This window comes from Halocatena pleomorpha (genome assembly GCF_003862495.1).
Lineage (GTDB): Archaea > Halobacteriota > Halobacteria > Halobacteriales > Haloarculaceae > Halocatena > Halocatena pleomorpha.
The window spans coordinates 1-24,314 of record NZ_RRCH01000033.1; the positions used below are offsets into that span (position 1 = coordinate 1).

Consider the following 24,314-nt stretch of genomic DNA (forward strand, 5'->3'; position numbering starts at 1 on the left):
AGCGCTATCGCCACGTCTCCAGCGAAACAGGTGAGTCCGTTACAGCAGGACCCTAGACGGGTTGAAGCAACCGACAGGAACACAGGTTGACGTTGGTGAACGATGTTACAGCAGGACCCTAGACGGGTTGAAGCCTTGGTGACTTCTTCAAGGGCTACGTCGGGTCGAGTTACAGCAGGACCCTAGACGAGTTGAAGCACGGCCGATTCATGTTTTTCGACGACCTGGTTCCAGAACTACCCTAGTAGGATTGAAGGGCCGTTCGAGATCACAGCGACCGGCCAGAAAGATGGTTTCAGAACCTACCTAGTAGAATTGAAGGAGGGATCGCTGGCGGGATCGTCGGCGTGTCATCGTGTTCCAGAATTGCCCTAATAGGATTGGAGGAGACGCCGAGAGCGACAGCTGAGGCAATTCAAGCAGAACTCTCACCACCAAGACGAAGATTCTCCACGATCTCCCCCGTTACAGCAAGACGGTAAACGGGTTGAAGCCCCTTACAGGAGTCTGATCAGCCGATACGCCTCGCCAACTGGGCCTATCGTCGCTTCACCATGATCGTTGCCGGTCAGATCACTCAGAGCAGCAATACCGAACTGCGTGGTGATGACCGGCCGCCCTGACTCACGGCCGGTCGTTTGTTTTGAGTATCCTTGAATGCTGTCAGCAGGCATGTTGCCTCCGGCCCCGACTTAGTGCGAGAGTTGCGTTGCGGTCGCAGACGCGATTTCGATTTCGATTTCGACCAGCGATTCCGGTGGGTCATCGGTGAGCGCTTGCTGCAGGTAGTCAGGCCATGTCGCATCATCCGGACCAATATATTTTGGAAATATCTCCCACGCCGCCTCGTTGACACGCGCTGCCTCATCAGCCACTGTTGCCGTTCCCAACAAGGTCACCATCCACCCTGCGTTTTCAGCAGTGTGTTGTTCGATTGAGACGGCGACTTGTGGATTCTGCCGTATATTTGCAAGCTTCTTCCCGGTGGTTAGGACCGAGAGTACTCCGTCGTCGTAGCCATACCAGACCGGAGCAACGTGGGGCCGGCCATTGACCGGGGTGGCAAGATAGGCCACGAGATCGGCATCCCTGATTCGGTCTGCAACAGCGGATGGAACTCCCATACACCGACTTCAGTCGCTATCAGTAAAGCTTAGCCGGCCGCAACTGAATTGCGAGAATACGAGACCCTTCCTTGTGAGACAAAAACAGAAAACACGCACGGAACCTCGTCTATATCTTCACCTTATCGCCAGAACCACTTAAAGAAGCAGCAGTCACGGTCTAACTCTCGTTCATCTCGATACCGGGGAGTGCTCCGATCGGTCTCGATCGTTTCGTAGTACTGGCTTAGATCGAGAGTGCCGTCGACTGCCCGTTCTGTTCGAGGGATCAGTCCTCGCGGGTGAACAGTTTGTGGTAGTCTTTGAGCCACTCTACGTCGCGGTAGGTCACGTCGTCGCTGATGTCATATTCCAGCGGACGTGGCTTCGTTCTCCAGTTGTCGAACACAAGGTTGATTTCGATACAGGGGCCGTGGTCATGAACACAGTCGAATCCGTGTTCATCTGGGCAGACAACGCTGAACCAGCGGATGCGGAAGCCGAAGTGCTCACAGACATCGTTGACGACTGCTGCATCACAGAACGGCGTGTGAATCCATATCTCCCCGCCAGCATACGCGTTGGCTTTGACACACCACACTGCATCGAGTGACTGAAAGCACTCGCCAGCACGATCGTAGTGGGCTTTCGTCAGCCGGTCCCACCAGTTGTACCGTGTGAGTACATCTTCGAGCAGTTCGAAACAGCGTTCGCACACGCTGTATGTCTCGTCACCAAGAGCCATGTCCTGCCGGCCGTCGTGGTGAGTGAGCTCGCACGCATCGCACGGCGGTCGAGACACCGTGGCGCAGGGCGGACGACAGTCCTCTCCCTCGCGAAGAGGAACGAGGCCACTCCTATCGCTTCCAGTCCGCTCAGTTGCATCAGCGTCAGTATTCTCAGTCATTGTCATCTAACCGAAAACCATCAGCCACGCGACGTGACTGGGGTTCCGGTCAGAAGCTGACCGACGACGGACGAGCCATCTATTCCAGCAACAGATCGTCTCTATTAAATAGTTTCTGTACAGCTGAATAATGCTTGCGTGCCCGGCGGTAGTGGTCTCTCAGCGGTTATACTGAGTGAATTGGATCAAGCGCGACCCATTTGAGCTCGTGCTGGGTAAGTTCGCGCTCGGCCCGGTCGGTGATCGAGGGAGCAATGAGGATGCCGCGGACGGTTTTGGTGGTGTATTCGCGTTCGGCGGCAGCGACATAACGCGCGAGTTGGCCGACGGCGTCGGGGCCGACGCGTCGGCGCTTACATTCGACGATGACGGGTGTCCCATTGGCATCCACCCCATAGATGTCGACTGGCCCGGCACTCGTCTCACGTTCGGTCATCCGAGGCTGAAAGCCCTCCTCGACGAGTGTGGGCTGTTCAAGAATGCGCTGACGGAGATCGTCTTCGCTGCCGGTCACATCGCGGTCGTGGTCCTCTTCAAGCGCATACGCCGAGACCTGACGCAGGTCGGTAAAGCGGATCTCAACGCGTTCGTCGGGTGCATCGCGGCGACTCTGGAGGTGGAGTTCGCCATCGATGAGCGTGATGTCGTGCGTACCGCCGGGCGGTTGCCAGTTGACGGGCTTGTGGCCGGCGGCGTGGTGAACGAGGAGTGTTCCATCAGGTTTGCAGACGACGAGGCGCTCGCCCGCCGGTAGCGTGCTCTGGGTGCGCCCATCATAGGCCACCGTACACCGACCGACGATCGAGCAAACATGACCGGCATCGAGGCTCTCATCGATGAGTTCAGCGGCCGTGTGGACATCCGGCCGTGATCGTGTTGTCACGCCCATAGCTGTTGTTGACCGGTCGCGCCTCTTGGAGGTTGATATACTGCCCGAGCACACCACCGACTGAAGTGCGTGTTGTCTATTAACGTGACACTCGAAGTAAGCGAAGTGGTAAGATCTACAACGGGATGCTGAGTCACGAGAATCCGAACTCTTCTTTCCATGAAATAAATTACCTGGCCCAAAACTACTCACCGGAGAACACGCACGGAACCTCGTCTATATCTTCACCTTATCGCTAGAATCACTTAAAGGAGCAGTGCACCGCTCGCTGTCACCCAGACAGTCGCCACTGACATCCATCCCGATAAGCAGGCCTTCCTCACTTGGTGAATACGCCGATACTATTGTGAACGCGCATCCCTTGGGCCGTCGTCAGGACGACGGTCCCTGTGAGGCTAATGAAATCACTCCCTCATCGTGGCGGTCGTCGGTCGCGGTGAGTACCTACTGGAGTGACTGCCGACGAAACCGAGCGACTGAACGAGGAACCGGACGATTTTGCCGGACGATAGTATCGGCAATGGGGACAACAACGTAGCGGGAGTACTCTCTCTACCGTGAGTTAGTCAGGCTCACCTTCTGCACCCGATGGCTGTTGGGACTCGCTCTGGGTCTGTGGGTGCACTCTCTCACTAGGAGAACTGCACGGGGGTGGCCGTAGGAGAATGTCAGATTACTTTATGGCTATTTTGCGATTTCACCGCCACTGTTGATCCTCCTCACGGGAAGCCGCCACGTCTTGTCGTTCTATAACGAGAAGTTCTTCGTTTTCTTCAGCCAGACATGTCTGTCGCCGTCGGTAGAGATAGTATCCACCAACGATGGCATTAACAAACGGAATACCACCACCAGCAGCATATAGTAGTCCCTGTGGTGCCCACGCAGTTGCGTCAGCCAGACGAGCGGCCTCATAGTAGAGGGCGACCGGAAGGATGATCCAACTATTAATTGCTACGACACCAGCAGCCCTACCAATAAAGCCGCCATTGACACCAGCAATCCCGAACAGAAGACCAATACACCAGGTGATGGTGCCAATCAAGATAAACCCGAGATATACGTCTGCAGATATGTCTCTCCATGAAAATCCTCTCGCTGTTTCCAGTACACGCTCATACGTGGAGCGCTCTTGTTGATCTGGGCTCGGAATCTGTGACGGACTGGCTGCGGTTTCAGTCGTACTGAGATAGGTTTCGAGGAGATCATAGGCATCAGTTTCATCGATAAGTGCGATGAGTTCGTTTCCGTCGACGAGTTTGACATTCAGTTCGGTCGCCCGGTCTCGTGCGTGAGTGGTAAATCGATTCGTTGTGACTATCACGACCGCGTCTGCGTCGGGCACCTGCTGTTTAAGACTCGCGTATTGTTGGATATCAGGCCCCCCCGACGGTTGTCGTCGGTCCATACCGTTTTGCCTGAATGAGGTGCTTTTGATCGAACGGATCGTTTTTCGTTGCAACGACATCAATGCCAGCATCATTACTGAGTTGAGAGACCGTCGTGGTCCATCCCTGTCGCTCCCAGAGCTCACCGACGAATGATTCGAATGAGTCGGCATCCATCGTTTGCAACTGGTCGAGGAGCGTGTCCGAATTGTGTGTGGTCGTCATTGTATTGCTGTGAACGTTCGTCGTTTACTGAAGTGATTCACACGCGATACCATTACCATCCCGATCCAAACCTGATGGATCGCCAGGTGTCTCTTCGAGGACCGTCTGAGCCTGTTCATGGGTATCAAAGTCAGAACAATCGTAGGGATCACTTGTGCCTCCGCTTGGTGGGGGGAGATCAACCGAGTCATCAGAGGTCGATGGCTCTGTCGTCGGTGGGACGGATGCTGGTGTGTCTGTCGTCGTCGGAGTCGGAGTCGGTGTCGGTGTCGGCGTTGGTGTTGGTGTTGGTTCAGGCGTCTCACTTGTTGTTTCTGGCGTGGATGATGTCGGTGTTGAGGTGGATGGCGGCGGTGTTTCTGTCGGGGACGGAGTACTCACGACAGTTGTCGTTTTGGTCGTTGGAGATGGAGTCGACGTCGGTGTCGGGTCGGGAGTATTTGATAGCGGTGGTGTCATAGTCACTGTCGGTGTCGGTGTCCCTGTTTCGGTTGTATTGGTCGTGGGACTGGCTGTCTCCGGACTCCCACCAGGGGCGACGACGAGAATGGGAACGACAAGGCCATACCCAAACCCACCGATGGTGGTAACCGTTCCACCGCCCTCCTGGATTCCCGGTAATCGAGAGAGGCGATCGGCGCACCCTCGGTAGTTAGTACCAAGAGCTAAGCCACATATAATTGGAAGTAAATAGACTGTAAATACTAATAAAACCACAGCGATGCTCAGATAAGATAGGGCAACAATGACGTTTCTTCTTGGCTTGTTTTGGTGGAACCCTGGCAGAGTCTGCAGACGTCCGGCTGTGAAATCCATATGCTAGGATGTATACTGGGAATATATAAATATCAATATCTGATTATTGTATAATATACAAACATGAATACATTAGATAATAATTTTTAGGTATAGACTGTCTTTTTGAGTTACTATATAGTGAGGCCCCTGTAATCGCTACTATACATCCCCTTGTTCGTCTTCGCTCCTTTGGGCACAAGTCAGGTACAATGAGGAGTGCTTTGAGAGGCACAAGACGTACATGGACTAGATATTGAGAAGTACTCAACGGGTGCAAAGACTACCACGTCCCCGCCAACGAGAGTGGGATGGGCGGAAACATGCTAGGAGTGGTCTGGGTGGAGCCCCGAAAGGTTCGCCTCCATTCTTTTTTCAGCGCATGATTTATATCCTATTTGCTGGTAATCATATAGGAGTTACTAGACATGGTCTTGTTGCTATTCGATCGCCTCCCGCTGTTGATGTGGGGACTATGTTTTGGTGTGGCGCTTGGGTGGTGGCTGTTCCAGTCACGGTCGCCGCCACAAACAACGTCGGGCCGCGAGCAGTATGAACCGGCAAGAATGAGTGAGTCGATCCGCTCCCAGCTCTCGGACAGTGATATTCCCGTTGAACGGATCGACAAACGCGATCCGGAAGGACCAGTGACACTTTTGATATCTCCAAGCTAACCAATTATTGGATCTATCTCTGAAGCTGAATACTGTTCATAGTCAGAAGTGACGTAATATGGTTAGAAACAGTGCTCATCTAACGAACCGATAAAGATCTAACCTAGTGGAGAGCCAAGCTACGGGGAATCTATACTAAACCTCGACTCGATCGATGTTTTCCAGTACGTTTTGAATCAGTTCAGGTCGGACCCCAAATTGATAGACATAATAACTCCCTCCCCTCGATCCCATGTTTTTTTCGTCAACAGTCAGAAATCCCTTAAGATTCAGCTGATTGAGCCGATTTCGAATCGTCCTGTCTGTTTTTTTCTGGGTTTGGAAGTGTGATGCTGCTTTTTCATATTCGTCGTATATTTCTCCTGTTTTGGCAGGCAAATTGTCCTTCTCGTGTAGCCTTAGCAAAGCATATAACGTAATATGGCTCTGTGCAGGGAGTGACTGGAGTTCACTTTTTATCTTACCCTCCTTTATGAGTGGTTCAGCCTCACGCATATGAGATTCGGTGACTGCCTTCGCGTTGTCACCCCTCGCAAGATCTCCAGCTTTAAATAACAGCTTGAGAGCTTGTCGAGCAGACCCGGACTCCTGTCCAGCAATGGCCGCTGCCAACGGGACGACATCGTCCTCTAGGACACCACTAATAAAAGCACGCTCTGCTCTTTGGTGCAGGATTGACCGAAGCTGATCCGAATCGTATGGCGGGAAATGGATCTCTTCATCGCAGAGCGAGTCTGTGACCCGGGCAGATAACTGCTCTCGAAAGGTGAAATTGTTACTAATCCCGATCACACCAACTTTCGTTATCTCGGGAGGGACGTTTCCGTTGTCGTTACATCGGGGTAATTCGTAAAGAATATTATCATCCTTGCCTACGGCGTCGATCTCGTCGAGGATGAATAGTACGTGTGTGGCGTCGATTTCTTTGAGATGGTCCCACAGAAATTCATACACTGTGTCTGGTGGATACCCAGTAGATGGAAGCCTCTGGTCTTTTGGACGAAACTGGTTCACCAGTTTCACGGCAACCTGATAAGATGAAGTTAGATTTTTGCAGATGATATTGATTGAGTGTACGTCTAGATTATCGATCTTCTTTTGGTCTGTTTGGAGACGATCGATGACCATGTCGGTTGCAACTGTCTTTCCAACGCCCGTTTGTCCATATAAAAAGATGTTACGTGGACGAGCCCCGTTGATAACCGGTTGAAGAGAAGATTGGTACTCTCTCAATTCGTCTTCCCGTTCTAGCAACGTCTCTGGTTGGTGACTGTCTCGGAGGATATCCTCATTCTCGAAGATGGAATCCCCTGGTGTGAACGGTTCTAATCCCATCGTCTATCGCCTTGCGTTCCATCCACATAAACCCCCTCGTTTCCTGAGTTTCCCGAGAGTGATTTACTTATATACTACCCCCACTCCCCTATTTCTTGAGTTTCCCGAGTGACGATTGTTTATAAACCCCACACTCTCCTCATTTCCCGAGTATCGAGAAAGTGGCTAGCAATCGGTATAGGCTAACGATATATGAGTGTATTTTCATTATATCTTACAAACAATAACGCTAGCTAGTCTCCTAGATAACTAGTTCTAGAAAATTGTCTCTAGTAGAGAACCAGATTTTCTCCCAGTACGGCAACTGTTTGATACACTTTTACTTATAGCTTTCCCTCTTCTAGCAACCATCTATTATTGGTGCAGTATCCATGTACAGTCACTCAGGAAACGAGGAGAGTGTGGGGTACTTAAACGAACCACTCTCAGGAAACTCAGGAAACGAGGGGTAAGGAAATTCAGCGGATTCTACCAGGAGCCACACTCTCCGGAAGCAAGGAGGGTGGGTGGTACTTAAAGAAATGGCTCTTAGGAAACTCAGGAAACGAGGGGGCCAAATCAAGAGGGCAACGTCCATATCCGAATCTCACCGGCACAACAACTGTCAATCGTCCTTCCTTTCCCTGTCCGTTGAATTTAAAAACGCATTGGAGTTGCTGTCGATCATCATCCCAACCACCCCTTTGAGTCACCGTCATGCTTCGATGAGGGGAGCGAAATATGCTGAGCAACTCATAGGTACGGGAGCATCTGCCAGAAAGCTTATTGTCGGCTGTTTTGAGGGCTGAGACAATGCTTCAAAAACAGACGCTTGCGGTCGTGGTGCTTGTGATTATGGTTCCGTTGGCTGGCTGTGCCGGATCGGACGACGCTGCTGCTCCGACTGACACTGAGACGACGACACCCAGTCCGGCTCAGACAGCTACGCCATCGGCAACAGTGACGACTACTTCCTCCACGACGACACCCACAGCAACACCAACGTCGGCCACCTCAACAACACCGCCGACGCCGACGAGTACCTCACCGACACCGACACCAACGACGACGACAACGACACCGCCGCCCACCGACTCGGACGATGTCGACAGTCCGATCGACGGTGGAACTGCGAGGCTGGCGACAGTCACGGACGTGACGGACGGTGACACGATCGAGGTCGAATTCACGGACGGCTCGACTGACACCGTGCGACTGATTGGTGTCGATACTCCGGAAACACTGCCACAGAATGAAGATCCGTCAGAATTCAATGTGCCTGACACCGCTCACGGGAGCGAGTGGCTGCTCGACTGGGCGGATCGCGCTACTTCTTTTGCTGTAGAGGATATCGGTAGCAAGCAAGTCCGGATCGTCACCGATCCCGAGGGCGATACACGTGGGTCCTACGGGCGTCTCTTGGCCTATGTGTACGTCGACGGCGAGAACTTCAATCAGGAGCTCATTGAGAAGGGCTACGCACGCCGCTATGACGACTCCTCATTTACGCTCCGCGATGAGTTCGGACAACTCGAAGAAGAAGCGCAAAGTAACAACCGTGGGCTCTGGGCCTTCGAACGCGCTGAACCGACGGAGACAGCGTCGACTGTTGACCTCCCGCCTCCGAGCAACGACGGCGACCTGCCCGATCCATACGACTGCGGTGACTTCGACGGGTATCCGGATGAAGTGCTCAGGACGTACATGCAGAATAATCCGGACGATCCGTCAGAGCTTGATGCCGATGAAGACGGAGTAGCGTGTGGGGTCCGGTATTAATTCCAGAAATCATATAAAAACAACGACCATGCACAATTATTCCCGGTCCGACGGTCTCGACGAGCGGGGACGCCCGCAGTGTCCACACTGTGAAACCCGCTTTCGAGCCGCTGAGAGAGATCGTGAAACCATCATTGATCCGGATGGAACCTCATACGCAACCATCGACGAGGCCGATTTTTCCAACGGACCGTTGTTCTGTCCGCCGTGTTGGGCGGCTCTAGAAACAACTCGACTGGCGAGGCAATCCATCGATGGAAGTGGGAATGCATGAGCTGCAGTCCTCTCCCGATCGTTCGTTCAGCAACTGGTATTCCGGATCCAGAATAGTGCTCCCATGGGTGGTAGGTATCATCCCCTCCACGAACAGAACGGACCGAGCGCAAAACTCCCGTCTATATCTCCACCTTGTTGCGAGAACGACTTAAATGCCCGCCGGTCGCGTTCTCGTTAGACTGGATCATCCTCCTGTTCATCGGTATCCTCCTCGTCGAGTGCCTCGCCAAGGCGCTCGGCGAGTATTTCATCTGCGTTCTCTGGACTCCTGGGATCCATTGGACGGGGGTTGGCGTAGTGCATCCTACTCTCGCGTAACTTCCGGCTCAAGTGAGCCGGATCGTAGGTGACACCGTAGCGTTCTTCGATAAGTGCGTGGATCGCTCGTGGCGTCCAGGGCTGGCCTTCTTCGAGAATATCACAGAGTTCGTCGAACTGTGCATTGGTGAGTTTCGGCGGGCGGCCGCCGCCGAAGCCTGGACGGAGGCCTTCAACGCCACCCTCATTCCACGCGCGTGTCCACCTCCGCGTTGTGGATCGGGAAATCCCAACGCGGTCGCCGGCTTCCTCACGCGTATCGTCGTGATAGAGGTTCTTCACATAACGCAGTCACCGGACGAGATGGATCTCGTCTGCCTTCTGAGCATCTGTAATCGCGTGATCAATCTCACCACCCGACAGATTCACTACCAGACCTCGCCGATTGCTCTTCATCGCCATAGAGAGGCTCTATAAGGGTTCAACTCTTTCGCAGATCACTCAACGGCGGGACTCTCTCCTTGATTCAGGTAGCAGACTGTCGCTCGGATACTCCTGGACTTCGAAGCGATCGAGGCCCGTGACAGGATGGCGCGAGCCTGCGATCGAGATCCGCCGTCGAATCTCTATATATCATATGACGCTATATACTTTTCAGACTGATATGCTGAGTGATATGTTCGCCGTCGACGGGACGAGAAGCAGGGTTTTGGTCTTAGTCAGCAATCGGTGGGTGACAAAGGCATCTTGTTGACTAAGGCTTCGTGCCGATTGGGGCGGACCCCTCTCACCCTGTCAGCAGGCATCTCCCTGCTGACAGACTGTCAGTAACCCCTATTCTTTGTATAGATAGCACCCGGTCAGTACGTCGTACTCAGATGAGTCGCTATGCGACCTACATTCGCGCCTCAACCGACTCCCAAGAGACTACCCACCAGCGCAGCGCGATCGATAGCTGGCTCGATGACCGAATGCTTAATCCAGAACCGACGCTATCGTTCCCGCGTTCTGGTTCGAATACGAGAGGATGCAGTGAACATTGAGATATGCGCTGGCCCATGCGTTGATCCTCATCCAGAGGGGGGAACAATCCGCGTAGCTCAGGCGGTGCGGGAAATAACCGTTGGCCACCGGATAGATTTCACGTTGACTGAGCAGCGCGACGTGACCGAGGACAAATATTTCAGATGGTTATCTACAAGATCGGCGCGCTGTTTGACCTCTGTCTCGAACTGCCCCAACGCTGTACCGACACCGACCACGGAAGCGCGCCGTCACCTCGGGCCGTCGATATTCGCCTTGTATGGCACATTTGTCGGCATATCCTGATGATCGTTTCTGTGGCGAGGCAGGAACGCTATCTCCCGGTTGTTGAGTGATTCCTGTGGTAACGGGTTCGCTTGGATTTCTCAGGAAGTCGTCACGATCTCCTTACTGGTTTGTTCTAAGAGGGATCGCACATTCTTCCTCTACCGATAAATATGGTCATTGCTTTACCTCCGTATCGAACTGGTTCCGGTATCGCTCTTCAATCGTGGTGAACAATTCCTCTCCAATGTCCGTCTGGATTCGCGGTTCGGCTGTTGCGAAGAACTCGTCCAAGTGATCGTACTCAATGAAGTTCTCGTTGTCTTCGGTCTTATCGTATCGCTCCTGACGTTCATATTTAAGAGCCTGTAAGCAATTGTCAATTAAATCCATGTCCTTGGTAAACTGAGAAAGCGGCGTGTTGCGAGCTTCATATTCTTCCCACAGCTCTTGGAATAGCTGGCTTGCAAGCCCATTCGCGAGGTCTCGCATGACTTCCTTTTCCTGCTGTTCCTTGGTGTCCGGATGAATTCTCTGCGCACCTTCTTCAGCTCGTGTTGGGATATCACCAGTCCGTGCCTCAGCGAGATCATGAACCAGCGCCATTGAAACCGCTTCATTTGGATTGATACCGGCCTCATCGGCAAAGAGAAGACAGAGCATAGCAGTTCCCCAAGTGTGGGCTGCAACAGATTCCGGGTCTTCGATTCCTCGTAGAACCCACCCCGATCGAAGTTCGTCCTTCAGTTCATACGCTTCTAAAAGTGAGTCAACTCGTGTCATAGGTTCTGTATTCCAAATAATTTGCTTGCAAATAAGTGTTTATCGGTGGCTCTTGGTAAAGTCAAAATCTCTATTAAGGAGAATGATTCTCCTGATCCTTCAGGGATTGGTTTAGGATGTTTTCTGCACAGATCCGACCAGAACAGAACGATTGGAGGATACCTCGCATCCGGCCCGTACATTCACCAACGACATAGAGGCCCCTAAGAACTGAGTAATCAGGATTCACATCGAATCTGTATCCTGTATAATAGAGACCTGGAGCGTAGACGCTGACCCGATCCCTGTATTCATCGGAGAGAAGATTTGACACAAAGTATTCTGTATTTTCTCGAACCTTCTGAGAAACGGGATCAGGGAAGAGCTGGTTAATGTCTCCCCACTGCCAGTATTTCACCGACGATTCAATTTGGGCATCCTTCGTTGGAGGAACTTCGGATAGATAGTCGATTAGCCGCTGACGGACGATCACCCCATTACTCATCTCTCGAAGCCGATGTTTCGTCGTTTTGTAGAGTGTTCCGTTCTTTTCGTCAGGCGGCATACGTACCCGGATTCCAAAGTTCGTGAGGTCCGTCTCGTCGTGTTGATCAACGTGCCCATCTAGGATTGAGATTCCTTCGTGCCAATACGGCGCGAGTTTCCCGCCCTTGCACATACAGAAGGTCCGAGCATCATTAACCTTCAGTTTAAGATCGTTGTGCGCGGCGTCGATTTCGGGATAAAGCTCTTTGGGAAATTCAAGGCGAACGCCTAACTCTACTTTGCTCGGAGGTGCGTCGATTCCAAATTGGTTATTGAGTGTGTCAACAAGCTCACGACCAGGGATACCAACACCAAGAATGACGTTGTCAGCGATGGCAGTCGATTCTCCGTCTTCTGTTAGGAGTTGCAGTTCAAAGGTGTTCGATTCGGTACGTGTGAGACTAGTTACCTTTGTATTAAACGACATCTCTACACCTTTTTCCGCTAAGTCGGATCGAATGTCGGCGTACGTGTTCTTAACATCTTCTTCATTCTCTTCAATTATATATGCATCATAGTACTTGAATCCAAAGCCAACATCGTCATAGCTCTCCTCTGCTTTCTCAATGGTCTGGTCTGAGAAAGTCGGTTCACGCATCTTAAACCGATCTTGAAACCACTGGAGAGACTCTGACATCTTATCTTCGACATACTCCTCAGAATCAGCGATCTCTTTGAGGCCGCTTCCAGCGGGTAGTGTACTGATCTTCCCTCCAGAGAGCAACGAGCTCCCTCCGAAGCCAGAGAGCACGTGGCACCCCTTACGGCGAAGACATCCTTTGTTATCAAGAACTGTACAGAATCGATTATTGGCTGCAGGTCCCATATCGAAACAGCGAACAGCAAGTGTATCTGTGTCTCCGAGTACATCTGCTGCTGCAATACCAGCAGGACCCAGCCCAACTATCGCAACATCCACTTTCTTTATTTCCATGTACAAAATATATTCAGATTGGATTTGCCATAAGTATTTCTATATGATAAAAAATATTATTAATTGTGTACTCAGAGAATATCGGCATGAAAAACCATAGACAATCTATGTGCAGAGCTGAGCTACGGCGTACCTTAGGGTCCCGCTCCTCGTCGTAGGCGACAGCGATGGCGTAGCCGATTGCAAGGTCACGCCTCTGGTCGGCAGCAATCACAGCAAAACACTCTGCCTACCGTTCGTCGGTCATCTCGGTTCGCTCAGCAAAACCGTTGCAGTGACGCTAATACACTCTAACATCGACATCCCGTTCCGTGACGAACGTGTTGTTTACGATCCCATTAAGGCGCATGGTTACTCGACAGGACGTATGCCGATGATGCGATTGCTGATGGATTTGTAGGCTGGCCACCGTCGTTAGCGATGGACCATGGCTCTGTCCGTAGATCGATACGATTTCGTGGTTATTCGGCTACGGAAGCGGCGGCTTGATCGACGGATTGACGGCCCCTACGAGTTCATCGCTCCGGGACAACTTCAGAGGCTATACAGGTCCAACCGCCTCAACATCATAGCATCCAGAATCGGGAATATCGGTCATGATATAGTAATATTCGTCTCCTACAAGCGGTCTGTAATCTCAGGGACTTGGTCGACACGAGACTCGTGCTGGTCCATGATCTCCCCCATTACAGCAGGATTCTAGATTGGTTGAAGTCTCGTAGTCGTTGTACTTCGGCACCGGCGTCGTGTACAGCAAGTCATGGTCGTGAATCGTCGCGTAGACACCGTTACTGTAGAAGCCTCGGCCCAACAGCACTTCGTCAAGATCGATGTACTGTTGGGCACTGGCCAGCAGTACGTCAACTACATCGCCTCTCAAATCAGTCGCGGCAGCGTCCGGTTCCCACTCCGAGCGTTCTTTGACTGGCTTGATGCCAAGGATGATCGGAACGTATATCCATGCTTCAGTCACCGTCATCCATGTAGCCGCTGACCATTAGCGGATATGCTACTTGTGGGATTTGTTCGTCCTTGTCAATCTACGGTCAGACGTGGTAGGAGACGTGCGTGAAGTCTGTGGCCACCACGTCGTGGCGGTCGTCGAAAAGCAGCTCCGGACAGTTCGTCGTGTTCAGGCAGCTATGAAATGGAGGCCGTTGAGAACGCCTTCTGGACTACTCGTATATGCAGGCGTCCCCTACTCCTTCTCGAGGAGTACGTGTCGATTACAGTATCACTGATGGCAGGGGGCGGCCAACGCGTGTCATCGTCGCTGCTGGAAAGGCATCGATTATCGGTCGTCCGGGAGGTCTTGATCACTGTGGACCGTAAGGACGGGTGCGCTTGAGGTTCGGAGCACTTGTTCGGCGACACTCCCGAGAAGGGCTCGAGTGACGCCCGTTCGTCCATGCGTTCCCATCACGACGAGGTCGATATCGTGCTCGGTAACGTAGTCGGTGATCGTTCGATCCGGCACTCCAAGCTGAATGACCGTTGTCGTCGGTTGATTCGCGTTGGTGGCTTTCTCCACGACCTTCTCGATGGCAGCTTCGTTCTCGGTGCGGTAGGCCGCCCGAAGCTGCTCGACATCGAGCTCGGTGGGCGTTGTGATGCCCACCGAACGGGTATCGATCACCGACAGCACGTGGAGTGTCGCATCGAACCGGATTGCGATCGCTATCGCGTGCTTGGCGGCGGCGTTCGCGGCGTCACTTCCGTCCGTTGGGATCAGGATGGTGTCGTACATGGGAGTTCGTATGAGTGTAGGATACGATCGACGATATCGGTGCTCGACGTAATACGCGGGAGTATCAGACCTCGAGACCGATTGTCAGGCCGAGTACGCCGATCGCGAAGGCGTACAGCGGGATGACGTAGCGCCGACCTGGTTCGGAATGACGCGGACGAGGTACGGTGCACCAATAGCTGCGAGAAAGCCGCCCGTAAAGATGGATGGTAACAGGACGAGGTCGATACTCACCCCCTGCGTGGACAGGGTAACGAACGTGAGCACGCCGACGATCGAGACGATGCTCTCCGCGACGGAGGCGATGGCGATCGCGCTCTTTTCGTAGACTCCTGATAGGATCTGACCCAACGTGACGACTGGGCCGTAGCCCCCACCACCAATGCCTTTGTTGATGCCGGCAAGCGCGGCAAACGCCACTAACCGCCGCGGTTTGTACTCAATTGTCGTCACGACGCGCGCGCGGATGATCCCGATGAGCCCCATCGCAAGGACGAGTGCTGCCACATACGTTTCGATGTATGATTCGGATAGCGATAGCGCAAAGTACGTCAGCATGATTGAAACGATGCTCGCGACAGCACCTACGCTGCCCATGAGAAGCATCGTTTTCGTCTCGGCGTTCACCGGTCGAACCGAGAACGAGGCGTTCTTCAACTCGTGATGGACGCCTCCTGAGATGATCCCGGTGATGGACTCGGAAATGAGCAGCACGGGTGTCACTGCCAATGGATCGTAACCGAGGATGAACAGGAGCGGCGCGAGGGCCGTCCCAAATCCCATCCCAGCAGCTGAGTCCATCAACTCGAAGGTGAAGGCAACCCCAACGACGGTAGGGATGAGTGGCAACAGCACCGTCTCTGCCGTGGTGCCGAAAAACGGCACCATCACCCCTAAGCCGAGGAGGTAGATGAGGCCCAGATAACCGAGCCGACGAAGCGTCGCGCGCGGTAGTCGCATCCGTTCCGAGAGCGTGTAGCCGACGTCTAACTGCTGGGCTTCCATCCCGATCGAGACCGGTTCGATATCGACGAGCTCTGCTTCGAGCTCCGCAATGTGTTCGACGGAGGCTGCTCCGTTCTCGGTATATAGTCGTCGTTAGGTGTCATTGTTACCTCCGTCCCTAAAATGTGGGGGAATGAGTTATCTATACGATGTGTAACACTATTACGTTTGCGTGTTTATCCACATAATCCAGATATTTGAAATCGAATATCAGATACTCTTCAAATAAATTAACAATATAGTTTTGTTCGGCATATGCGTGTGTGAGGAGTGAGGAAGTCTGCTGTTTTTCTCCTTATGCCATAAAAGTATGTTCGCTTCACTGACTCAGATCCTCCACATTACCCTCGTTCTGCACGTCACGAAGCTTGTCACAATTGAGCTGATATGCTGTGATCGCGAGCGTCCGAGTGATTAGATTTTTAACAAATATTGGATCAGCTTACCGAACCAAGTAGCATACCATAATTGGCTTTGTCTCGGCCTTACACAGCAAATACGCCCGTATTCCATACCAAAAAAATCCGTTTGCAGAAATACACCCTCCGAGCTATGAATGCTCGTATACAAGATTTTCTATATCGACATGCAATTTATGTTCACCATGCATATTCTGATGGTATGAACCGTTGGTTTTCCAGACTGTCACCGTCTGTATACACGCAATATATGTACGCAATCTGTCTGTATCGCGCTCCCAACCGAATATGGCTGACTCAGATGCACCCCCAACCGCAGCATGACGGCTTCTTCTGGGAAACAACAGCACAATCGTAAGCAACGAGGCCAGTACTATATTCCCCGAACGCTCGGAGCAGACCGACGATCCCGCATGGACGCTGCTCGATCTCAATGAACTCGTCGAGGCGTACTGGGAGCTCGTCGCTCCGGCGATGCGTCAGGAGGGACTCGATCCCGAGACCGAGCGCCCGACCCACGAATGGCTCTCGGCCCACGGCTTTCGGGGGCTGATCGACGCACTTCGGGAGTACCACGGCCGGACGTTCGGGGAGTTTTGGGCCAACGATCTCAATCTCAATGAACGTGACGACGGCTACGACTGGGGAACGACCCACGACCCGACGATCGAGCTTCTGGAAGCCTACCTCGAGAGTTGTTCCGAGCGCGGAGACCTCAGCGAGTCGTCCACTGATACGCTCCGGTATCGGCTCGCACACTACGTTCGCGCCTACCGCATAATCAACGAAACAGGCGATCTGCTCACGCCGGTCGCTCGCGATAGCGATGTCCCAGCGTATGAGGCGACGGACGCTGCGTGGGCAGCCTTCGACGCACTCGACGACGACCTCGCCCCGCGAACAATGCGCCGGATCCATGAAGCCGTCGACAGTTGGTACGCACACTTGGTGCGACGTAAACGGACAGCGGTCAATCCCGTTGCTGGGCTCGGGGACGAATACCGCTGGCGTCGCCGCACCGACACCACTGGTGATGCTCGTGCGAACCCGGCGCTCAACGCACCTACGTCCAAGCACTCTCTGACGCCGCCACGACACCGACCGACCGCCTCCTCGTCGTGGCACTGTTGTGGGGCCTGCGCTCAGGTGAGGTAGCTGCGTTGCACCGCTCTCAGATCGTGTTCAACCCTCCCGAGTCCGAAGTGCCCTACGTCGACTTTGAGGGCAACATCACCGAGTGATCGGCATGCTGTACATTGCCCGTCGTCCAACACGGGTGTACTGTATATAATATCGCAGGTGTCACACGTGTCATGGTGATTGTGACACAGATGCCCAGTGCCGAGTGATCTGGAGACACGGTGGGTGGAGCACACGATCTCTTCACCGACCGAACACTGAATTGCATGAGTCTGACAGAATGTTTTCACCTCCTCACCGTCTTGTCCCTCAGCACATGTCGCACATACCTCGGTATGTTCTTCACAGAGCGTCTCGCCACACGTGGTGCATATAGCACTGTGAGCGGAACAAATCAGGTCATCACAGGCTGAACACCGCTCAATATCTGTTTCACATCGAGGCGATTCACAGACGCTACATCGCTGTGTATGTGCGTCACAGTGGTGATCATCACAGTCTGAGCAGTGCGTGAGATGAGAATCACAATGGAACGTACCGCCTGTAGCGCACTCTTCACCACAGAGATGGCAGATTATTGATTCACAGATGTCGCAGAACTCGCTATGATCAGTACAGACTGCTGTTCCACATGAGGCGCACACGTCTGTAGACACCCCTGGCAAATATCCTCCCAACAGACCACACACGGTGTACATTCTTCAGCACCATCACAGTCCTCACAGTACGTCAATCCACAGCTCGGCACGAACTGAGACATTTCCAGTCGGACAATAGAAGCCCTTAGAGTCCCTCATCTAGTGGGCGTATATAAATGAAGAACTGCCAATATCACTGATCGCAAAAGCTGCTCCAGCAGTCCTCTTACTGGTGTTCTTTTTCGCTTTATTCATTGTGGGTCTGAATCACTACAGCCACGGTGGCTCTCGCGGTATTGAGGCGTCTCAAAAGACGAACTGACAATGTATTTCAGATTGCTCTAGCTTCGATGGACAAATCCTCCACAAACCAAGGCAAGAAGCATTTAAACAAATCGTCGAACGATTCTCTGACCCACTAATAATGCACCCAAAAATATTGAGACTAATTCATAAATTCCCCAATATTATTTTCACATTCTGACATTAAGCTATAATACAGTTCATCAAAATTTTCTGAGAAGGACGTCGTCCCAACATGGTTTATACTGCCGGGATCCATATCGTCCTGGCTTACATTATTTGGTCGAGAGATTATATCTGTTCTAATCCCGAGATCAGATAAGTTCTCTTGGACATCCTTGGTCGAAGAATCTGAGTGTAGATCGTCTGGATAGGCTCCAGTAGTCAAGAATATATATTGTATATCTAGTTCATCATATCGCTTCTGCAAAGCGTGTAGCTGAAGAATTACGTTGTGTTTATTCCTTAATTTTCCTGAATTTATTTCTTTTTCACCCTTAGTTTCGATGACAACTATTTTTTTCATACTATAATCGCATAGTACAATATCAAGTTCTTGCTCCATTTTAACTGGTTTAGTTAGTTCACAATTTAATTTTATTTCTTCAAATCCAAATTCAACACGTAATTTGAAAGCGAGGACAGCGTTGTATAGGAATTCTCCATTGTTATCTATCTCTAATGGTTTCCGCTCACCTTCATGACTAGCGATGAAATCATCACCCGTCTCAATCTCCGAAGGCGGATCTGATCCTGTTACGAGTTCCAATATATCGTATTCTTCAAATTTTTTGAATTCTCCGGGAATCGTATAATCTTCTGGGATCTTGTGAATCAAACCACTTCCTCCGAGTGCCCACAGATAATCTGGATTTTCCTTGATCTTTTGTGCAAGCCATGAGGACATGGATTGTTGGCACTCTTCACAGGCGTCGTTAGAGCCTTTGGCTGCGTAATCATCTGTAGCTGGAGTCTCAATTCCACTCATTTGATCCTCAAGTGTGCTTCCAAGACGCGATCTTCCCAGATTGAACCCCAGAAGTGATTTCACTTGGCATGCATCGCAGTTCCCGAACGCATGTCTTAGATGAGTTAATGGATAACGAATATTTCCTCTCCCATATGGAATCATAGAATTGTCCTCGCACCAGACAGAGGCGATTAAGTCATCATCAAGGATCATATAGGAGAAATTCCCATCGCCGCGATCTTGGTAATAGAAGGATAATAGACCCATCCTCCCAATATCGTCAAAAACACGTTGCTCTGCTATTTGAAAACTATTATTATCTTGAATTATAACATTATTTTCTCGAAGTATACTCAAAAACGCTGATTGTAGTCTTTCACTGTCTTTGCCTATGGTAAAGGTAAGACAATCACCCAATTGCTTTCCTTCTTTCATTCACATCTTGTTCCTGCAACAGCGGTGTATACTTCTCAATATCATGCAATTCGTCTAATTCGTAGACCGTTTCTACAAGTTCCTTTGTTGGTGTATTACTGAATTCTTGAATTATTTTATCTAAGATATTTCGTTCATCTGGAGTTAATTTCAATTCTTGACATTCGGTGTTAGATTTATACTGATAAAATGTACCGTTCTGAGATCGACCCGACAACTCAATAATTTCATGACCATCCATCTCCTTAACAGTGTCAACAATGTCTTCAGAGTAAGGACCGTAGTGGTATTTAATATACTGGATGTTGGAAATCTGTCTTCTTCGTCTAATATAGGATTCTCTATCTGCCAAGTAAAGAAGCTTCACCAACTTTGTTCTGGTGAGTACGTTACCCGAGAATTCACTCACGATATACTCAATCATATCGTTTATTTTAGCACCCCCGGGCATTTCTCTAGTACTATTCAACACTTACATAGTGAAATATTTTACTGTGGAGGAGATACTAGCTTCTATCTCAATTCCTTGTCTTACTCATCTTCTCCAAAATCCTTCTTCTAAATCCTCATTCCCACATTTTGCTTTCCTCGGCCGTGGTGAATCGCCAGACGTAGCTTGATTTCACGGGTTCAGGGACTGCTTGATGTTGTGAACTGCACACATCAAGATAAGCTCTCGAAATTCACCGTACCAAGTTCACGCACGCACGGCATCGCCGAGCGTGCGCTTGATCGTCGAGAAGACGGTTTCACACATCGTTCGTTGGCGGTATCGAGCGCGCGTTGTGCGCGTCGTAGGACCGGCAGTATGGTTACTGTGGCCGCGTTCGGTGGGAGCACGGCTAACGGCGACGGTCTCCGGGCGACGCTCGTCAGTCAGCTCGAATTCAAATACTGGCTCGGCGATGACGCGTATGCCGACTGGCATGCATCGACGGCAAACAGCAATTTCTCCACTATGCGTTCGATAAACTTCCAAGAATAGAGAATCTACCGGGGTTAGCCAGCGCGAGCCGGTCGGCGGGCGTCGTGGGGATGCTGGTTGCTCAGGATCTTCATCAGGTTGAAGATCGATACGGAGAGATGGCAAAGAGCCTGTGGACGAACTGTCCGAACCGAGCCGCGTTCCGGTGAGGAGACATGGAAACCACTGATCTAGTATCGTCGGGAATTGGCCGTTACGAGATGAAACGTCAGTCACTGACCGAAGGTACGGATGCGACCAGCCAACGTGTATCGAAGACCATGGCCGTCCAACAGCCGCTGGTCTCAGGAGACCTAATGAGCCTCGACGTAGGCGAAGCGTTGATCCAGTCGCGCGATAGCTGGTGGCTCGGCAAGCTCGGTGAGCCATCCGGACAAGCAACAGCAGGAGACGACTCCCGGTGCCAGAGAACGGGGTTGATATCTCCAGTCGGCCAAGGACCGATTACAGCGATTCACCCGCCATCAGCTGAACAACGGTGATCCGTGATTACGGTCAGAGAAATCACTGTGTTGGATAGGATTGAGTTTGCCTTTAGAGGCAAACTCTGTATAACATGATGCGGTCAAGCACCAATTACCTGGTTAGGTAATGTAGTACTTAGTTGTTTCGATTTTCAGGAGAAAATTTATATTGGTACAGTGACCCATATAATTTGGTGTCTCACCACGAGACATCTGTATAACATGAGCGGTCAACTACCCTTCGGTCGGCGTATAGCGCCATCGATCATCGTGGTGATGATCAATGGTTAACATGGACATTCGATGTCCAGAATGCGATGAACCAATGCTGATGATCAGCGGCGGTAGATACGAATGTCCAAATGGACATGGGATCTTTGATCCCAGCGACTACAGCAAGTAGGAACCTATAACCGTTGACCGGTTGCAGAGAAGATGACATGATGTAGACCAGTTGGTCTGTGGCGATAAGCCGCCATATCATCTTCAGAATCAGACGCCTATGGGTACGATCGAATATGTCGGCAACGCGCCGAACTTCCCATCACAGTGGGATTGTCGCCCACGTATCCATATCATTTTACAGGAGAATGCGTGATAGTGCGATTGATAGATCCCCACTCTTCACTCAATGGTCCGTTCGTCAATTACATCCCACATTTCAAGCGTATCCAGTTCAAGATGCTTGCGCTGGATTTTACCATCAGGATATTGAACATATTCTATTTTCTCAGGCGGAGCATCCTCCTCATTATCGACTGAATGCCACACCCTCACTAAACAATTCCCCGTGCCCCAGATGGTGATTTGTGTCGTGATATTCTCCTCGGGCCAGCCTTCATCAATCAATCGTTGTCTCAGGTCTGCTGCAATCGTTCGTGGATCGGGTTGGGCATCTATCGGGCTTACACTCATCGTCTTAGTATACTCCATTGAGCCAAGATATTGTATACATAACGGTATCATCGATTAATTAGTCATGTGTGAAAATAAGTCGTTTCCGACTCATTCGTCTTCTTCCAATGTTCTCGTCACCCATTACGGCGAAAATGACCAAAGTAATAAAATAACATATCATATCGTCGTACTGTGTTCATCGGTCTAAATCATCGTTGTGCAGCCCTGGTCGGCGTGTAATAGGGCGGATCCTATTTCAGCACGGCATCTAGACTGACATCTCATGTTAGTGTAGATATAATATCCTGTCCGACTTTCTACTTGTTGAAGACATTTTTGACCCACATTTTGGGTATTTCTTTTCAGTTAGGGCCATATGAGTTCTCCTTTGTTGCCGATTCCTCGACGATACCGTTCTTGGTTTCGATAGCACATGGTTTGAGGGAGTCTGCTTGTTGCAGGCTTCCGTTTCAATACATCCAAGACAGTCACGTTCACCCATGTATAAGCTCCACAAAGCTTATTTAATATCCATATAGAGCTGGAATTGGGTTAAGAGATACGCTCATTCAGCACAAGCCAAGTCCCTCAACCCGTGGAGGGCCATCACGACGCTCTATCACACCTAACTAGATCACGGATATCCCCCTGTTTTCGAGCTGTAAATAGAGGGACGGACAGGGGTCGAATCCTGCTGTTCCGACGGAAGCAGTCGTCAGCAGTGGCGAACAATGTCTTTTACTATTGTTCGTCACGGGCAAACTCACGTGCGCATCTAGACGAGAACAAATCGAAATGAGAGCACGAATGAGACACACGTCTATAACTGTTCCATCGGAGGATTCTTCATCTTGGAGTTGGTGTGTTCCGAGCGCAACTGATCAGTTGGCTCACGATCAGGAAACACTGGAAGTGGTGGTGTGTGATCCCCAGTTCGCCACGTAGTTTTTCACTTGTAATCAGGGGTGTCTGCACCGGTCGATCGGAACACACCGATACCGATGCTGCCAAATGACGTGTGGACAGCTACAGAGCACTGACCCCGTCGATCGGACCATGATTGCAGCTTGTCGTGGGATGACTAGGAGATTGTGTACTCGCCGTCATTGGCACCCAGGCTGTTGGTTTGCTCGTGAAATCCGGTGTATGTTTTATGAGGCCCCCAGATCAGTTGCAACCAGCTGGCACCCCACTATAGATGTGCCTGTTAGCATTCAGTCGATCGGCGTCATCGTGGTCGAGGAGATCGTCACGTAGGAGTACAGACTACGGAGCATATCGGGGAATAGAGTCGCATAGCACCCCATCGCATATTCCATTCAGATCACAGCGATACAACGCTGCTCGAAGAGCCATCCTCTGCGTGGGCGGCCCCTTATAAACAATCTGATTGTCGATATATATTAGTAAACTTTACTTGAAAAAATGATATTCTAATCATGGATTCGTCCGACTCTAATCGTTCGATTGAGGTCTCGTTCCATCGCTTCCGGCACAGATTGGTGTGTCTGAGACCGAATAGGTATTGTGCAATAACCAGCCCGATCGCGCAACTCATCACGGTTGGATTCGGTGTATACAGAAACTGGTCCCACTGATCGAACGCTTACTGTCGCTCTCAACCGATCGTGGCGATGTCGTCTGTGATCAGTCCATGGGGAGCCCCAGACCGCCACTCATCACGGAGCCATCAGTAGGGGTTGTCTCGGCTGTGGCTGTGGTCTGTGCCACTCCCTGTTGTCCGATCGTGCTCCCAATCAGCGTCTGGTGGGCTCGGCGGAGGCGTTCTGAGAGTGCTTGGTGGGAGATGTCCAAGGTCTCGGCCACCGTCTCAAGGCCAACGTCGCGTGGCACCTTGAAGTAGCCCATGTTGTCGGCTTGAGTAAGGGCCCTGTGTTGGGCGCTGGTCAGGCCATAGAGTGTGGACTGTTCGTCGTCAACGGTTTGAATCGAGACGACAGCTACGACTGGGGAACAGCTCGCGATCCAACCGTCGACCTCTTGGAGGCGTACATAGAGAGCCGTTCTGAGCGCGGAGATCTGAGTGACTCATCTGTCGACACACTCCGCTATCGGCTCGCGAACTACGTCCGCACCTACAACCAGAGGTCGGCTAGGTGGATTCGTCATGCATAGCCACTGGCGAAATTTAGACT

General features: G+C 51.4%; 24 protein-coding genes and 1 pseudogene. 7 read left to right on the forward strand and 18 right to left on the reverse strand.

Translation table 11 applies throughout. The features are described from left to right. Positions 1-497: 497 nt before the first annotated feature. The 6 genes from EIK79_RS18230 to EIK79_RS14925 form a co-directional block, all read right to left on the reverse strand. Positions 498-674 (reverse strand): hypothetical protein, encoded by a 177-nt coding sequence (locus tag EIK79_RS18230; RefSeq protein ID WP_185715658.1) that lies wholly within the window; start codon positions 672-674, stop codon positions 498-500. 18 nt (positions 675-692) lie between these two features. After that, the gene (locus EIK79_RS14905) at positions 693-1,124 is read right to left on the reverse strand and encodes a pyridoxamine 5'-phosphate oxidase family protein (RefSeq protein WP_124956090.1); all 432 of its coding nucleotides are present in this window, start codon (positions 1,122-1,124) and stop codon (positions 693-695) included. 268 nt (positions 1,125-1,392) lie between these two features. Beyond that, the gene (locus tag EIK79_RS14910) at positions 1,393-2,010 is read right to left on the reverse strand and encodes a hypothetical protein (RefSeq protein WP_124956092.1); all 618 of its coding nucleotides are present in this window, start codon (positions 2,008-2,010) and stop codon (positions 1,393-1,395) included. A 166-nt stretch (positions 2,011-2,176) separates the two neighbouring features. After that, the gene (gene nucS / locus EIK79_RS14915) at positions 2,177-2,899 is read right to left on the reverse strand and encodes an endonuclease NucS (RefSeq protein WP_124956094.1); all 723 of its coding nucleotides are present in this window, start codon (positions 2,897-2,899) and stop codon (positions 2,177-2,179) included. Positions 2,900-3,596: 697 nt separating this feature from the next. Beyond that, positions 3,597-4,304 carry a restriction endonuclease gene (locus EIK79_RS14920; RefSeq protein WP_185715659.1) on the reverse strand — a complete coding sequence of 236 codons (708 nt, stop codon included), beginning with the start codon at positions 4,302-4,304 and terminating at the stop codon, positions 3,597-3,599. After that, a complete protein-coding gene (locus EIK79_RS14925) occupies positions 4,273-4,509 on the reverse strand; it encodes a restriction endonuclease (protein ID WP_124956098.1) in 237 nt (78 codons plus the stop codon). Before EIK79_RS14925 ends, EIK79_RS14920 begins: the two co-directional genes overlap by 32 nt. Positions 4,510-4,709: 200 nt before the next feature. Between EIK79_RS14925 and EIK79_RS18530 the strand changes: the two genes are divergently transcribed. Then, a complete protein-coding gene (locus tag EIK79_RS18530; RefSeq protein ID WP_221621768.1) occupies positions 4,710-4,970 on the forward strand; it encodes a hypothetical protein in 261 nt (86 codons plus the stop codon). Between the two features lie 762 nt (positions 4,971-5,732). Next, complete coding sequence (locus tag EIK79_RS14935; protein ID WP_124956102.1) at positions 5,733-5,978, forward strand: hypothetical protein; 246 nt, start codon at positions 5,733-5,735, stop codon at positions 5,976-5,978. Positions 5,979-6,113: 135 nt separating this feature from the next. Here the strand turns inward: EIK79_RS14935 and EIK79_RS14940 are convergent, their stop codons facing one another. Next, positions 6,114-7,313: a Cdc6/Cdc18 family protein gene (locus EIK79_RS14940; protein ID WP_124956104.1), complete on the reverse strand. Its 1,200-nt coding sequence runs from the start codon at positions 7,311-7,313 to the stop codon at positions 6,114-6,116. A 792-nt stretch (positions 7,314-8,105) separates the two neighbouring features. Here EIK79_RS14940 and EIK79_RS18825 point away from each other — a divergent pair. Then, positions 8,106-9,071: a thermonuclease family protein gene (locus tag EIK79_RS18825; protein ID WP_233738195.1), complete on the forward strand. Its 966-nt coding sequence runs from the start codon at positions 8,106-8,108 to the stop codon at positions 9,069-9,071. A 450-nt stretch (positions 9,072-9,521) separates the two neighbouring features. Here EIK79_RS18825 and EIK79_RS14950 read toward each other — a convergent pair whose 3' ends face one another. Continuing rightward, positions 9,522-9,947 (reverse strand): IS630 family transposase, encoded by a 426-nt coding sequence (locus EIK79_RS14950; protein WP_185715661.1) that lies wholly within the window; start codon positions 9,945-9,947, stop codon positions 9,522-9,524. A gap of 845 nt (positions 9,948-10,792) precedes the next feature. Here EIK79_RS14950 and EIK79_RS14960 point away from each other — a divergent pair. Further along, positions 10,793-10,984, forward strand: a complete 192-nt coding sequence (locus EIK79_RS14960; protein ID WP_124956108.1) for a hypothetical protein — start codon at positions 10,793-10,795, stop codon at positions 10,982-10,984. 106 nt (positions 10,985-11,090) lie between these two features. On the opposite strand, the gene EIK79_RS14965 is transcribed toward EIK79_RS14960, so the two are convergent. The 5 genes from EIK79_RS14965 to EIK79_RS14985 all read right to left on the reverse strand — a co-directional run bounded on the left by EIK79_RS14965 (position 11,091) and on the right by EIK79_RS14985 (position 15,907). Next, on the reverse strand, positions 11,091-11,696 hold the full coding sequence (locus EIK79_RS14965; protein ID WP_124956110.1) for an HD domain-containing protein: 606 nt from the start codon (positions 11,694-11,696) through the stop codon (positions 11,091-11,093). Between the two features lie 73 nt (positions 11,697-11,769). Further along, on the reverse strand, positions 11,770-13,155 hold the full coding sequence (locus EIK79_RS14970) for a hypothetical protein (RefSeq protein WP_124956112.1): 1,386 nt from the start codon (positions 13,153-13,155) through the stop codon (positions 11,770-11,772). 637 nt (positions 13,156-13,792) lie between these two features. Then, a complete protein-coding gene (locus tag EIK79_RS14975; protein ID WP_185715662.1) occupies positions 13,793-14,134 on the reverse strand; it encodes a hypothetical protein in 342 nt (113 codons plus the stop codon). A gap of 312 nt (positions 14,135-14,446) precedes the next feature. After that, entirely contained in the window at positions 14,447-14,902 is a 456-nt protein-coding gene (locus tag EIK79_RS14980; protein WP_124956114.1) for a universal stress protein, read from the reverse strand. Positions 14,903-14,986: 84 nt separating this feature from the next. Continuing rightward, positions 14,987-15,907 (reverse strand): TSUP family transporter, encoded by a 921-nt coding sequence (locus EIK79_RS14985; RefSeq protein WP_233738197.1) that lies wholly within the window; start codon positions 15,905-15,907, stop codon positions 14,987-14,989. Between the two features lie 893 nt (positions 15,908-16,800). On the opposite strand from EIK79_RS14985, the gene EIK79_RS14990 reads away from it, so the two are divergent. Next, the gene (locus EIK79_RS14990) at positions 16,801-17,481 is read left to right on the forward strand and encodes a hypothetical protein (RefSeq protein ID WP_124956116.1); all 681 of its coding nucleotides are present in this window, start codon (positions 16,801-16,803) and stop codon (positions 17,479-17,481) included. 1,068 nt (positions 17,482-18,549) lie between these two features. Here EIK79_RS14990 and EIK79_RS14995 read toward each other — a convergent pair. The 3 genes and pseudogenes from EIK79_RS14995 to EIK79_RS15005 form a co-directional block, all read right to left on the reverse strand. Beyond that, positions 18,550-19,812, reverse strand: coding sequence for a hypothetical protein (locus EIK79_RS14995; RefSeq protein WP_124956118.1), 1,263 nt, complete (start codon positions 19,810-19,812; stop codon positions 18,550-18,552). Then, positions 19,787-20,221, reverse strand: coding sequence for a Panacea domain-containing protein (locus EIK79_RS15000; protein ID WP_185715663.1), 435 nt, complete (start codon positions 20,219-20,221; stop codon positions 19,787-19,789). Before EIK79_RS15000 ends, EIK79_RS14995 begins: the two co-directional genes overlap by 26 nt. Positions 20,222-20,434: 213 nt before the next feature. Beyond that, positions 20,435-20,587: pseudogene (locus tag EIK79_RS15005) on the reverse strand (transposase); the annotation flags it as partial. A 155-nt stretch (positions 20,588-20,742) separates the two neighbouring features. Between EIK79_RS15005 and EIK79_RS19320 the strand changes: the two are divergent. Continuing rightward, the gene (locus tag EIK79_RS19320) at positions 20,743-20,946 is read left to right on the forward strand and encodes a TraM recognition domain-containing protein (protein WP_368276912.1); all 204 of its coding nucleotides are present in this window, start codon (positions 20,743-20,745) and stop codon (positions 20,944-20,946) included. Between the two features lie 147 nt (positions 20,947-21,093). Further along, the gene (locus EIK79_RS15015) at positions 21,094-21,279 is read left to right on the forward strand and encodes a hypothetical protein (protein WP_124956122.1); all 186 of its coding nucleotides are present in this window, start codon (positions 21,094-21,096) and stop codon (positions 21,277-21,279) included. Positions 21,280-21,885: 606 nt separating this feature from the next. On the opposite strand, the gene EIK79_RS15020 is transcribed toward EIK79_RS15015, so the two are convergent. After that, the gene (locus EIK79_RS15020; protein ID WP_124956124.1) at positions 21,886-22,176 is read right to left on the reverse strand and encodes a hypothetical protein; all 291 of its coding nucleotides are present in this window, start codon (positions 22,174-22,176) and stop codon (positions 21,886-21,888) included. A gap of 1,629 nt (positions 22,177-23,805) precedes the next feature. Further along, on the reverse strand, positions 23,806-24,198 hold the full coding sequence (locus tag EIK79_RS15025) for a helix-turn-helix domain-containing protein (protein WP_368276914.1): 393 nt from the start codon (positions 24,196-24,198) through the stop codon (positions 23,806-23,808). Between the last annotated feature and the right edge of the window lie 116 nt (positions 24,199-24,314).

Excerpts from the sequence above, each read along its gene's own strand:
- EIK79_RS14925 (WP_124956098.1), bottom strand. The coding sequence starts at position 4,509 with ATGACGACCACACACAATTCGGACACGCTCCTCGACCAGTTGCAAACG.
- EIK79_RS14975 (WP_185715662.1), bottom strand. The coding sequence starts at position 14,134 with ATGACGGTGACTGAAGCATGGATATACGTTCCGATCATCCTTGGCATC.
- EIK79_RS15015 (WP_124956122.1), top strand. The coding sequence starts at position 21,094 with ATGAGCCTCGACGTAGGCGAAGCGTTGATCCAGTCGCGCGATAGCTGG.
- EIK79_RS14995 (WP_124956118.1), bottom strand. The coding sequence starts at position 19,812 with ATGAAAGAAGGAAAGCAATTGGGTGATTGTCTTACCTTTACCATAGGC.
- EIK79_RS14965 (WP_124956110.1), bottom strand. The coding sequence starts at position 11,696 with ATGACACGAGTTGACTCACTTTTAGAAGCGTATGAACTGAAGGACGAA.
- EIK79_RS18825 (WP_233738195.1), top strand. The coding sequence starts at position 8,106 with ATGCTTCAAAAACAGACGCTTGCGGTCGTGGTGCTTGTGATTATGGTT.
- nucS (WP_124956094.1), bottom strand. The coding sequence starts at position 2,899 with ATGGGCGTGACAACACGATCACGGCCGGATGTCCACACGGCCGCTGAA.
- EIK79_RS14935 (WP_124956102.1), top strand. The coding sequence starts at position 5,733 with ATGGTCTTGTTGCTATTCGATCGCCTCCCGCTGTTGATGTGGGGACTA.
- EIK79_RS18530 (WP_221621768.1), top strand. The coding sequence starts at position 4,710 with ATGGCTCTGTCGTCGGTGGGACGGATGCTGGTGTGTCTGTCGTCGTCG.
- EIK79_RS14990 (WP_124956116.1), top strand. The coding sequence starts at position 16,801 with ATGCGTCAGGAGGGACTCGATCCCGAGACCGAGCGCCCGACCCACGAA.
- EIK79_RS14940 (WP_124956104.1), bottom strand. The coding sequence starts at position 7,313 with ATGGGATTAGAACCGTTCACACCAGGGGATTCCATCTTCGAGAATGAG.
- EIK79_RS14980 (WP_124956114.1), bottom strand. The coding sequence starts at position 14,902 with ATGTACGACACCATCCTGATCCCAACGGACGGAAGTGACGCCGCGAAC.
- EIK79_RS14985 (WP_233738197.1), bottom strand. The coding sequence starts at position 15,907 with ATGGAAGCCCAGCAGTTAGACGTCGGCTACACGCTCTCGGAACGGATG.
- EIK79_RS14970 (WP_124956112.1), bottom strand. The coding sequence starts at position 13,155 with ATGGAAATAAAGAAAGTGGATGTTGCGATAGTTGGGCTGGGTCCTGCT.
- EIK79_RS15020 (WP_124956124.1), bottom strand. The coding sequence starts at position 22,176 with ATGAGTGTAAGCCCGATAGATGCCCAACCCGATCCACGAACGATTGCA.
- EIK79_RS14905 (WP_124956090.1), bottom strand. The coding sequence starts at position 1,124 with ATGGGAGTTCCATCCGCTGTTGCAGACCGAATCAGGGATGCCGATCTC.
- EIK79_RS18230 (WP_185715658.1), bottom strand. The coding sequence starts at position 674 with ATGCCTGCTGACAGCATTCAAGGATACTCAAAACAAACGACCGGCCGT.
- EIK79_RS14910 (WP_124956092.1), bottom strand. The coding sequence starts at position 2,010 with ATGACTGAGAATACTGACGCTGATGCAACTGAGCGGACTGGAAGCGAT.
- EIK79_RS14960 (WP_124956108.1), top strand. The coding sequence starts at position 10,793 with ATGGTTATCTACAAGATCGGCGCGCTGTTTGACCTCTGTCTCGAACTG.
- EIK79_RS14920 (WP_185715659.1), bottom strand. The coding sequence starts at position 4,304 with ATGGACCGACGACAACCGTCGGGGGGGCCTGATATCCAACAATACGCG.